Raw genomic sequence first — 12,684 nt, 5'->3', positions numbered from 1 at the left:
TTGTTTGTGGCGACTCGGTAACTAAATACTCGGGGAGTAACAACCTTGCTAGACCACGGCACGTTTGTGCTAATCAACGGCATGTTTGTGCTAGTTCTTCGATCCTGACGTCAACCGATAATCGATTGATAAACGTCAAAGAACTAGATTCATGTTCGGAAGTTCATCGGTTTCATACTTTTAGTTCACTGTCGCACCCGCAGTGGTTGGTAGCGTTACGACTTTCCCACGTCGCAACTGGACGTCGGGTCCAAGCCCAGAGAAATCCAAGGGCGAATCTTTGGGTGGACCGGCGATGGTCCATGTCTTTCGTTGCTCGGGCGGCAGACCGGCTTCATAAACAAGTCGGTTATGCCACGTGTTGGTTACTTCAACCGAAACGTGATTCTCGCCTCGCTTCACGAAGTCGGTGATGTCTGCGCGGAAAGGCGACGTCCAAAGTGAAGCCGAAGTGTTCCCATTGACGGTGACTTTCGCGATGTTGCCAACTTGCCCGAGGTCCAGCAAGAATCTGTCGTCTTTCCCAACGTCAGCGACCGTCAAAGTTGTCCGGTAAGTCGCCGTGCCTGAAAAATGACGCATGGCCGTATGTGGCATCTCGGACCACGGTCCGACACGATCGATCGCAATCGATTGGGGGGCCCCCCAACCCACAGGAAATGAAATCTTCCAATTCGATCGAAGGGTTATTTCTTCTGTACCGGAAACATGGATCGAAGACGTCTGCCCGTTCGCGTTTTGAATTTTGTACTCGCCATCCACCCAAGCAACCATTTGCTCTCCACGATCGGCCAATCCGATGGTCAGGGGGTCAGGGTCCACCCAAGGTTGGATCGTTGTTTTTCGAGACACCCCATAAGCCGGGTAGCTTACTGCGGTGTCAAGTCGCGTAGCGTCGTTCACGTCTAACAAGACGTCTCCGTTAAGTATGACTCGCTCGACACGAGGCTCTGTGGGTTCGGGGCGAAAAACGACAAAGACCGAACCTGCGACCGGCAACTGAACTGATACCGTTGTACCTTCGCCCGTGGTTTTGAACGCGGCAATCGGCGTGACGCTACCGTCGACCGGATTCCAAAACTCGGGCGTTCCACGCGAGCGAAAGTGCAGATTGGCGTTTAGCGATTGATGCCGATCGCCGATCACAAAATAGATTTCGGTGTCGCCAACGCGCCGGTGAAACCATCGCTCGGGCAGCGTTCCGGTAACGTCGGGCGCGATACCGCGCTTGGTAAGTAATTCTTCCAAGCTGCCGCCCCAAAGCAACCGTCCGCTGCCGATGCCGCGATCACCGCTGGCCGCATCGCCCCAAAGTTCATTGACCAGCCTCTCAAACGCCACATCCGCTTCATCGCCGCCGCTAAGCGACGGATTGATGTCGGGGGCTTCACCAATGACGGTGCCACCCGCCAACAACAGTTCCTTGATCTTTCGCAGGGTTGCAGGTGTCATTCGTCGGCAATGATCGCGCGGCAACCAAAGGACTCGCCAGCGGTTGCCTTCGGGGTTCACGATGTCACCGTCCTTGACGCTCAGTCGCGTCACCAAGGCATCCGCATTGACGTAGTCGAAATGGTAGCCGGTGGGAAATGGCGAGTCTTGTCTTGGCTTGTGATCCACGTCGTCACCGAGGTACCAAAGCACGTCAGCAACCGGTTGTCCTTGTTCGAGCAGAAAGCCACATCGGGCCAGATAATCAGTGAACGCTGGCATGTGTTTCCACCACGTCTGGCCTCGCAGGAACGGCGTGCCGATGACACTGCCGAAAGACGTGCCGGGAACTTCATCCCGCGGGTTGTGGGTATAGGTATGAAACACCATATGCGTTACTCCGAGAGCAAAGCTACGATCGGCCACGTTTTTCAACGCAAACGGATGTTCTTTCCAATTCATCGGCGCGGACGTGAATGCTTCCGCAGCAACCCGTGGTTTGCCATAAATGTGTGCCGCCGATGCCGTCGGCGCGATCGGCTTGGCTTCCAATCCTCCGTCGTGCGGGTCGTTTGGCTGCCAGACTTCACACATTGGGATATCGGCCGACTTGAAGTACTGCAGAATGTCCCCTGGTGAAACATCGCCGACCGACGTTTCAAACGAAAGCTGCATTCCCCGCTGGCGTCCCAATTCGGCCAACCGCCCATAGTAGTTTTCAACGATCAAATCGCTGATCGTCGCCCGCCAATCACGCAAAAAACGTTCGCTGGATCGATGATCGTTCACTACCCAGCCTGCCAATGCAGGCATCCAAGAACGGAGCGAATAGCCACGACGCTTTTCGAACTCGCGTTCCATCTCGGCAGTCCAAGTCTGCGTGTAGCACTCCCAACTATCGATCAACATCCCCTTCAAACGCCCACCATCGGCGGCTCCGCCAGAATTGGAAAGGCGACCGATATAGCCAGCGAAATGCTGTTCTGCTCCGGCGGGTGAAAGCTTGTCGCATTCAAATCCAGTGGCCTCCGGAGGCGCTGGCTTATTTTTGACGCCCGTGTTGACGTGCCCAAAACGAACCACTGTCCAGTTCCCTTCGGGGGCGTCCCAGTCGAGACGTCCGGACAAATCAACACGCTCGGTGAGGTCAACGACTGCGTCACGTTGAATCCAGGCATCCGCAGATTGCTCGGGGGGGGTACGGCGCTCGAGACTACGCAGCGCGTAACCGGCTTGGCCGCGCCAATCTTGCAGACATGCGCCAGTGGACAGGCGAAATTGCGAAAGCTCCATTGCTCGGTTGTTGTGAAATTCGATTCTGTATCGATCTGACTTTGCATCGGGGACGGCTAGCACATAAGGAACTTCGTCCTGACGATCTTGCCAGTTGCCGCGTGGAACGTCGTGCCTGATCAGTTCTTTCCAACCTCCATCGTTGGCAGCAAAAATGGAGATGGATGAATCTGGATCAAAGTTAAATCGTTTCATCAGAGATTCGATCGGCGGCAATTCGATGGATCGCAGCGTGATCGAATTTGCGAACGCAAATTCCACCCAACTCGGCTGGTTGCGCGAAACCGGAATTTGCACGGCAACCTTCTTTCCGGCCAGCAATTCTCGCCAGGATGCATCCTTCAAGTTGCTTTGAATCGCATCGGGTCGGATCCAATGTCCGGAGTCGCCCGCAGGAGTCGGAAACGCTAGTACGGCGATGTCTTGGTAATCACGCCAATCTTCGCCGCTTGGCTGCGGGATGTCCAAGTCGATCGATACCGTGTCGCCACCAGTGATGTTTTGGCGACTGGTGACCAAGTGCCGCATCGCTTTGTCGGGTGTGATCCACGGCCCGCCTGACATCGCCCAACCGGGACAGTTCTGCATGGTGAACTTCAATCCAAGACGATCGGTTTCATCCGCCACATGGCTGATCAACGAATCCCAAGTCGGACTGAGCGTTTGAATCTGAGGCTCGACGTCGGGCCATGCCTGGCCTTTGCCGTGGAACAATTGAATCCCGCTGATTCCCGCACCGGCAACCGCTTCCAGATCAGTGCTCAGCGCTTCACGATTGACGTTGCCACCAATCAAATGGAACCAAGTTTCGGGGTACGCTTGCTTGGGCGGTGCCAGAAACTCCTTCGCCAAATTGTCGGTCGAAGTCGTCTGGGCAAAGGCAAGACTTGGAACCAAAGCCCAAACCAGCATTGGAAGAAACAACGACACGAATAAACGCTGAAATCTCACGGGCACACGACTTCGATGAATGGGAGTTTGATTTTTAGACAACGAAGATCTCGCAGCGAACTTCGGTGGATTGCGCGGCTGGAAACTCGGCGAAGATTGGCACGACTTCCATCCCTGGAACCATGTTGAAGATTCGGCCACTCGCACTTTCCTTGATCTTCAGCAGAACGTTCGCCTGCACGACGACGGTGCCTTCGGGCTTGTCGATCTCGATCCGATGATCCGAAACCTGCCGGACCACTTCGCCCGATGGAGAAACGATTGGAACCACTAACTCAGTGCCGGAATTGGCATTTTTGGGCCCCAACAACGCGGCGGCGATGGTCACTTTTTCATTTTCGAATACATACCGCAACTTGCAATCGGACAAACCACTGGGAACCACATTGCGGTCTTCGTCTTGCAGCGTCGTTTTGACGTCAACGGTGACTTGCGAATCAGTCTTACGAGTCTCCACTTCAGCTTTGAGATCAAAAACATTCGAGTACCAAGCTTTGTCTTTTCGCGTTTCGATTCGCGTAGTCAACGGGAAGTCGTCGCCAGGCTGTGGCTGTTGATTTAGCGGCTCCACTAAGACGTAGCGAGCCATGCTGGACGCCAACAGAGTGCCGACCTGCCCGTGATACAGCACGGAAAGTGCCCCACCGGTCGGTTGTTGGACCGGCCCCGAACCCTTGGTGCTGTAGATTGAATCATATGCGGATACCGTCGCTCGCCATGGCCCTTTGGCCGCCAACCATACATCCAGTTCCGGAAAATGCTTGACGCCTTGAGCGATCGAACGAGGCAGCGGCGTGTTGACGTCGACCTTCGGCATCGCATGCATCTTGTCTTGCACAAGTGCCATCACTTTGGCGTGGGCGAACGTATGATGGATGCACGGTTTGACGCCATGCGAAACGAAGTGCGGGCCGCCGTGGATCAAGCCGTCCTCGGTGCATCGCTTCAGTAACTCGGCGTTCTTGATGGCTGCGGTTCCGAACGCAGAATTATAACCGGCCATCAAACTGAATGCGGGCTGGCATCCGTCGGACGTGCGGCTGCCCCAGTAGCTCCATTTCGACGACCGCGTTCCCCAACTGTTGTCCCATGCACCATCGGGCAGCATGAACTGCAGATGCCCGTCGAGCGATTCGGTCAACAGTTCAAGCAGCTCGGTATCGTTGACTTCCAAGGCATACAGCACGACTCCGTTGAGCGATTCTTCGACGTTGTAACCCAGATCTACCGGCAGCAGTCCACGGCCACTGCGACCGTTGTTCGGTTTTCCTTCGCCCCACAGCAGTTTGTTCGGCTCGGTAAAAAACTCCTTCAGTCGTTCTGAAAACTGTTCACTACGATCGGTGTACTTCTGATTGTCGAGGATCCGTCCAAAAAGGTGGAAACCATACACACCAGTCATACCGTAGTTTAAATTGGTAAAGTCAACTGTCTTGAAGTCACGGTACAGGTAGCCGCCTGCCGCATCGTCTAGACGCTTCATCCACGACGCACGGCGCCGCTCGTCCAACGCTTCGCCGTGATAGTGCAACGCTTCGGCCAGCGCGATCGCGCCAAAGATCGACGTTCCTCGCCAGGCTTTCGGATTGATGTCGTTTGCCCAGCTACCGTCTGGTTGGCTGACGTTGTTTTCGGCCCAGCCATAGACATTGATCGCCGCATCCAAATACTTCTTGTCGTCAGTCACGTGCGCCAAGTGTAAAAACGGATAAAGCGCGTCGCTGCATCGACCGTGAATGTGCGTGCAAGCGGGACAGGCGAGCGCGCCATGACGAGTCGGATCATCCGGAGCGTCGATCTGGTGACGAATCATGCCATCGCACCAATCCACCAACAAACTCTTGGTCAGCGCGTCAAATTCACGATTCTCATTTCGCCGGTCGGCTACTGGGAAAGCATCTTCTGCACCCGTAGCGACGGGAAACCACATCCCATCCGCAATCAACGACGCGCCCGCACAACCAGCAGTTAGCGAGCCAATAAATTTCCGTCGGTCCATGGTGTCTTGCTTTCGGTGAGGGATTTTCAATTGGCGGCCGTCTTGCCGAGCCACGCATCGATCAGGCCGACGAGTTCTCGAACCTTCGCCGGGTCCTTTGACGACAAATCCATCCGGTCGTCCGGATCAGACTTCAAGTCATAGAGCTCGTTTCCATTGGGACGAGAAATCAGTTTGTCCCAGCCGTCAATGACGACTCGCGCCATCAGTCCATGATCCAGATCTGCGAGCTGATCGAGGTCGCTGTCGTGATCGTAAACATCCACAAACACACGATTCCGATCACGCAACTGTTGCGGCTGACAAAGATCGAGGCCTTCCATCACCGAAGGTGGTTCGATATCGCAGGCTCGCAAGATCGTTGTGGCAATGTCGATATTGCTGGCCAACGTTTCCTGATCTCGCAGCGGAGCAACTTTCCCTTCTTGCGTGATGAACATCGGCGTGCGGATGCCAGCTTCGACTGGTTCGCGTTTCGATCGAATGCTGGCGTTCTTGCGGCTCGGATCTTGGACCCAGCCATTGTCGCATGTGAAAACAAAGATCGTATTTTTGTACTGGTTCTTCTGTTTCAGGTAGTCCACGATCTGGCCGCAACCTTCGTCGAGCCAATCGATATTGGCCCAGTAACGTGCCGTCGGCTCGTCGGGCGCAATGTCTTTGTACTTATTGAACAGCCGATCCGGAGCGTCATGAGGCGAGTGTGGCAAGAAGACGCCGTACCAAATAAAAAACGGCTGATCGTTCGCGTCGGCCTTGTCGACGAAGTCGTAGATTGGCTGCATTGTGCTGCGCCCGACCTTCAATCCCACGTCGCCATGCCGTCCACCACGTGCATGGTCGCCATGCGTCATCGCGTCTGTGAAACCATGGTCCAGCGGATTGCCTTCCCACCACTTTCCGGTCTGCAGAGTCGCGTACCCGTTTTGCTTTAGCAATTTTACGAATGACGGCAATTCTAACATCGGCGCGGTCATTCGGTTTCGCATTGCGATCGAGACCGGTTTGTCTTTCGCCACTGATCGGCTGACGCCTTCGGGCAACAATGGGTCGTTGCCACGAATTCCTGACTGATGCGGATACAAACCCGTCACCAAACTGGCCAGAGACGGTCGACAAAGCGGTGCCGTGACATAGCCGCGTTCATACGACAGCCCAGCGTTTGCCAATTGATCCAAATTGGGAGTCTGTAGGTGCGGATGTCCCATGAATCCGTAGTCGTCCCAACCTTGGTCGTCGCTGAGAAGAAAAACGACATTCGGACGATCTGCGTGAACCCAACTGGATGTGAATAAAACAACTACGAACGACAGAAATTGGATCTTAGGTAAGCGATTCATGACGGGCTTCGGATCAATGGGTAACTTGCCGGCGGCAGCAATTCAGTTTCGAGATTTCTTTCGTGGCAACCAAGTCTCCGGTGCATCCAGCATCAACGGTTCATGGAAAACCGTCAGCTCGTCACCCTGGTCGGCAATCCACTGTTTCAACTCAGACGACAATTCCTGTTGAACCGAAGCAAGTTCTGGACGTCCGGCAAGATTGTTCAGTTCGTGCGGGTCTAATTCTAGATCGAATAGCTCGTACTGCGGTCGGCCGTAGTAACGTGCTAGCACATCGGCAGCGTGTGGGTCCGTCTTCGCTGCTGTCATCCACTCTTTGAAGTAGTCCCCCGACGTTTCACGCAACAGCAGATCGATGTACGAGGTGAACGCAAACTCGGGGTGCGGATTCCAAATCAGTTTGTATCGATCCGTCCTGACGCTGCGACTCAGATACACATTCATCAACAGATCACCGCTATGCGTCGTGAAGATGCGATCGCGATGCGTTTCTGTCTCGCCACGAAGTACCGCAGCGAACGAACGACCATCCAGATTCTCGGGCACGTTGCCGCCACCAATGTCAATCATCGTCGGAAGAATGTCGATCCAACTAACCATCGCATCTGACCGTGATCCCGCTTTGATCTTGCCTGGTCGAGAAACGATCAGCGGTACGCGTATGCCTTCGTCATAGAGAGTCCATTTGCCGAAAGGGAATTGAGCTCCGTGGTCGCTGGAAAACACAAACTGCTTGTCCTCCGACAGGTGCTTGTTCGTCAGCTCGCGGAGCTCTGCCAAGTAAGCATCCAGATTCTTCACTTCTTGCAAGTACCGCGATCGCTGTACTCGCGTGCGTGGCGTATCGAGCAATTGGGGCGGCATCACCGTCGACTGCGGGTCGATCGTTGATTCGCTCGGCCAAGGCACGTGTGGATCCGAAACACCGACGAATAACGCCAGTGGCCGTTTGTCGGTACGGTTTTCGAGAAACTCTTTTACGGTTCCTCGCAGATCGGAAATGTCTTGCTTCAGATCGAATGTGTCGAAGTGATAGTCCGGTGCGCTTCGCAAGTGAGCGACTTTGCCAAACGCCGCCGTTTCATAACCAAGTTCACCAAGCAGCTTCGGTAAACGAAGAACGTCTTCGCGAGGATAACTGTGGTTCTCTTCGGCGCCGTTGCGAGCTGGCATCAGCCCGGTCAACAGTGCCGCACGACTGACCGCACAGGATGGGCTGGCAACGAAGGCACAGTCAAACGACATCCCCTCCGCGGCCAACTGGTCGATCGCCGGAGTCTTGATGCTCGTTCCGCCATACGACGAAACATCCGCCGCCGACAGATCGTCAGCGAGATAAACAACGATGTCAGGCTGTCGCTGTGATTCAGCAGCAAAGACCGAAACGGCGAAGACGAATCCCCATGACCAAAGTATCAGTTGGATACCAAAGCACTTCATTGATAACTCGAAACTGCAGGATAGAAATGAGATGTCGCCATCGGGCTAGGTGTTCAAAAATGCTTCTGTATCCACCGTTCTTTTACGCGTCACGCCAATTCGGGAACTTCAAATCCTTGGCGGTACTCTCGTTTCAAAAACGGATTACCTGCATCGGCATGGCTACCGACGAAACGCTCGGTCTTTGGATCAAGTTCCAACATCGGGCTTAATCGAATGCTGTCAGTGGCCAGACCTTGATCGTAGGTCTTCAAGTGTTCGCCCATCGCTGAAAGCACATTTTTCCAATCGTCCAACGAGACACTTTCGGCTGTGTCATTGTTGAACGATCCGCCGGCTCGGAAGGCAACGTTCGCCAGATTGCACCAACCGGTGCTGTCGTTGCCAACCGAAGCTTCTGCGTTCAGGATCGATCGGTCGTGACTTCGCACGGCATCGATGAAATTCTGTTGATGCAGAACGTCGCCGCTGTTGCCTTTGAACTCTTTGATAACTTTGCCATCGGTATCTTTGGCGACCGCACGACTTCGTTGGCCTTCGAGGCTTCCGCCTTCACAGTAGGCAATGTAACCACTGCCAGGACCCAAATGGTCCGGGCTTTTTTTCGAACCGGGCCGGCCGGGAAGATTGGTCAGCCCGATCACAACCGGGATCGAGCCGGTGTCGAAGTAGGCGAAATGCACATTCGGGGTCTGGCCCGCATCGTTGAAAACTACCCGACCACCGCCTGCCAAAATTCGTTTCGGCAACGCGACGGAATCCTGAAAGACATTGTTGCGAACGTCGTCCAACACGTGCACACCCCAGTTGCCCATGTCGCCGGAACCGGTATTCCAATCCCAATGCCAATCGTAGTGCAAGCTGTCACGAAACAGCTGCGACTTTTGAGCCGGGCCGCACCACAAGTCATAGGCAACGTTCTTGGCGACTGGCAGCGGCGTGTCGCGTTTACCGATTGGCTTCCGAATGAAGTAGTGATTCACGCGAGCGGACTGGATTTCGCCCAGAGCCTTCTCTTCGTGCAAGAACTTTTTGATCTCGGCTTGCATTGGGTCGGAACGTTGCTGCGTTCCGACTTGGCAGATGCGGTCGTACTTTCGTACCGCCGCGACGACCTGCCTCCCTTCCCACTGGGTATGGGAAAGTGGTTTCTCGACATAGACATGCTTGCCAGCCTCCATCGCCCAAATCGCGGCCAAACAATGCCAGTGGTTGCATGTTGCAATCACAACCGCATCGACGTCGTAGTCCTCAATCAGCTCTCGCATGTCCTGACAACTTTTTGCCGCCGGAAAACGTTCCTTCGCCGACGACAAACGATCAGCATCGACGTCGCAAAGTGCAGCGATCGCGACACCTGGAAGGCCCTCAAATTGGCTGAGCAGTTTTCCTGCACGACCTCCGCAGCCGATGAACCCGAGGCGAATTTCTTCGTTGGCACTCTCGGCGGTTAGAGAGCGTGACGCTAGCGAACTGGTCACACCGACGGCCACAGCGGTGGACAGAAACTGTCGTCGATTCGTTGTCTTCATTGCGATGCTTGCTGAAGGGAGAATTGGAAATATTGTCGATTGGATATCAAGAGCAGCCAGCCTGCGCTGCGATTGTTTCAACAAAGTTGGAAGCGTCTGTCTTACTTGACTTCAATTATGACGTTGCCGCTGATCTCGTCGTTCAAAATCCAACGCCCATCAGCCTTCGTCGCGTCGACATTCTTCCCGTCGACGGAAACATCTTTCGATGCATCCGCTGCGGGCAAATCCACCTTGGCCGAGACGCCGTCTGGGAGCGCGAGCGAAATCGTAAACGTCGATTCATTTTTCCAATCGATTTCAACGGGCCCCCGTGGTGTTGGAATCCGACCACGAGCGTAGTTAAGCTTTCCAGGATTTGGGCGGATCGCTACGCTCGTCCAACCAGGTGAACCGGCCTCGGCACCTAGCACGTATCGCGGTAACAGGTTGGCCGGTGCGGCGCCCCAAGCATGGTTCCAGTCTTGATTCGGTTTGTACTTCAAATCCCAGGCTTCCCAACTGATCGTCGTTCCGCTGTTGACCATGTGTTTCCAGCTACGATTACCATCGGCCGTCATCAAGTCCAAAGCTTTGTCGTCGAGGCCACCGCGAAACAACGCTTCCATAAAGTACTGAGCCGCGTAGGGGCTGCAGGCCATGTCTTTTTCACGAAGCCACGCGAGCACGCCGCTGATTTTTTCCTGAGGCACGATTCCGAATGCCAACGGAAAAAAGTTAGCATGGATACTGCTATGTTCGGTCCCAACACCATCGCGATAGATCCCGGCCGCGTCGTCGAACAACGCTTTTTGGAACGCTGCTTTCGCTAGTTCGACTCGATCGCCAAACGCTTTCGCGTCGTCGTTTTTACCAATCGCGCTGGCCATTACCGCCATACGCTTGAGCGCCTCGATGTGAAATGCGTTGACCACCGTATTGATCTCAGTGAACACGAACTTGTCACGTTCCTTCTGCGGCCAATCAACGATGTCCGTTCGCTTCTGATCAATTTCGGAACTGCGGACCAACCCGTCGTCACCACTACGGTGCATCAGTGTTTTGGCCTTCAACGATTCATAGCGATGCTTCAGCCATTCGTTGTCACCCGAGTACATCCATTCAGCGTGCGCCATGAAAACCATGTGCGGCGCCCACTCGGTCGGCCAAGTGCCATTTTCCATCAGCCAATCAAAGGACCGGGCCGCCATCTTGACGTTGTCGTCGGTGGTGTAGTGGCTCAATTGGTTTAGGTATGCATCGGCTTCGTAAGGAATACGTTCACGGTCGCCGTCGACGTAGACGCCGGCAAACGTTGTTGCCTTGATGCTGTATTTGCACAGATCCCAGATCTTGTTCAGCATCTCGTCCGAGCACTCGAACGAACTCGCGTCATCATTCCATGTTGCCGAAAACGCTGTTCGCCGGCGGATCAGTTCAAACGGATAGTCGTCCGCAAGCCCTTCAATCTCGATCCATCGAAACGGCATGACGGATCCCCAATTGGCAGGCGTCAGAACCGCCGGCGGATTCGCGTTCATCAGCCCGGCTTGTTCAACGTTGCGTGTGTCAACGGGAGCCGGCACGACCCAGTTTCCAAGTTGCTGGCCATTGCGAATCGGAGTCATTCCATAGCGGACGGTGCCCGGCGGATTCTGGTCGATGCGACCCGCTTTTAGCTTCTCGCCGAAATGCACGCTGGCTGATCCGCCACCGGCGGCGATCGGCATAACAAGGTTGCCAAACGCGACTTTACCAAAATCAATCTGAGTGACTTTGTCGCTGATGCGTTTGATCGACACCGGCTCTTGTTGCACGAGTGCAACGTGTTCTTCCGCGGGAATCTCGGGCAGTTCTTTGATGAACAAATTGCGGAAACGATAGGTCTGGCCTTTTTCGCCGTGATGCTGAATTCCAATGAATCCGCTGATGTCCGTCGCGTCGCGAAATCGTACCGTTTGCACGCCATTGAGTTCGATCGTGATCACATCCTTCACACAAGTGACGACGTAACGATTCCAGCCATTTCGATTTAACGCATTGGCGATGGTTGAATCTGCAAACGCGGCTTTTGATTCCTCTTCGTGTCGTAGGAATTGATCTTCCGAGCGTCCCTTGGTGCTCGGCCAAATCCAACCTCGTCGCGACTCGTCGTAAAAGCCGCCCGACCATCGGCGGTCCGAACCATCGCACTCGGCTTGATAGCCGAACACTTTCTTCACGGCGTCGTCGTCGACGTGACACCGAAACATGACACCCGAGTTGGCATCGCCTTCGGGCAGATGGATCTCGACGCTGACGCGAAAGTCCGAGTACTTCTGTTCGGTGACCAGAAAAAACTTTTGATCCGCAAGCAGATGAATTTCGCCGTCAACCACCTTGGCTTCGCCATGCGGATACGGATTCCGCCACCCTGACAAATCCTTGCCGTTGAACAGCGGCTTGTACCCACGGCTAAGCATCGCGTGGTAACCCGATTCGCCGTCGCCACCTAGAACAGGCTTCAGAATTGAAGCAGTCTGGGAATCCTGTCCTAAGCTGGTTCCAACCAGCATCAGTAAAGAAAATAAGAACGAAAAACTTCGGTAGGTCATGTTGCAAGCTTTAATTGTTAATTGCGAATGCGACGGGGGCCAAAGGGCGGGGCGCTGGTGAGATCACAGGACGAAAAAAAGGCCAACGCGTAGGTCACGTCAGCCTTTCCGTTTCTATTTTA

The 12,684-nt window shown here is 54.5% G+C and carries 6 protein-coding genes; all 6 read right to left on the bottom strand.

Annotated features, from left to right (window positions below; translation table 11 throughout):
- Positions 1–180 precede the first annotated feature (180 nt).
- Positions 181–3,654, bottom strand: a complete 3,474-nt coding sequence (locus Poly59_RS15660; protein WP_146535020.1) for a glycosyl hydrolase — start codon at positions 3,652–3,654, stop codon at positions 181–183.
- Positions 3,655–3,709: 55 nt separating this feature from the next.
- On the bottom strand, positions 3,710–5,674 hold the full coding sequence (locus Poly59_RS15655) for a hypothetical protein (RefSeq protein WP_186776290.1): 1,965 nt from the start codon (positions 5,672–5,674) through the stop codon (positions 3,710–3,712).
- 26 nt (positions 5,675–5,700) lie between these two features.
- Positions 5,701–7,014, bottom strand: a complete 1,314-nt coding sequence (locus tag Poly59_RS15650) for a sulfatase family protein (protein ID WP_146535019.1) — start codon at positions 7,012–7,014, stop codon at positions 5,701–5,703.
- 42 nt (positions 7,015–7,056) lie between these two features.
- Entirely contained in the window at positions 7,057–8,457 is a 1,401-nt protein-coding gene (locus Poly59_RS15645) for a sulfatase family protein (RefSeq protein WP_146535018.1), read from the bottom strand.
- A gap of 89 nt (positions 8,458–8,546) precedes the next feature.
- The gene (locus Poly59_RS15640) at positions 8,547–9,989 is read right to left on the bottom strand and encodes a Gfo/Idh/MocA family protein (RefSeq protein ID WP_146535017.1); all 1,443 of its coding nucleotides are present in this window, start codon (positions 9,987–9,989) and stop codon (positions 8,547–8,549) included.
- Between the two features lie 101 nt (positions 9,990–10,090).
- On the bottom strand, positions 10,091–12,562 hold the full coding sequence (locus Poly59_RS15635) for a family 78 glycoside hydrolase catalytic domain (protein WP_246151683.1): 2,472 nt from the start codon (positions 12,560–12,562) through the stop codon (positions 10,091–10,093).
- Between the last annotated feature and the right edge of the window lie 122 nt (positions 12,563–12,684).

The organism is Rubripirellula reticaptiva (genome assembly GCF_007860175.1).
Lineage (GTDB): Bacteria > Planctomycetota > Planctomycetia > Pirellulales > Pirellulaceae > Rubripirellula > Rubripirellula reticaptiva.
The sequence above is the reverse complement of the archived record's forward strand: the minus strand, read 5'-3'. Positions and strand labels throughout refer to the sequence as shown.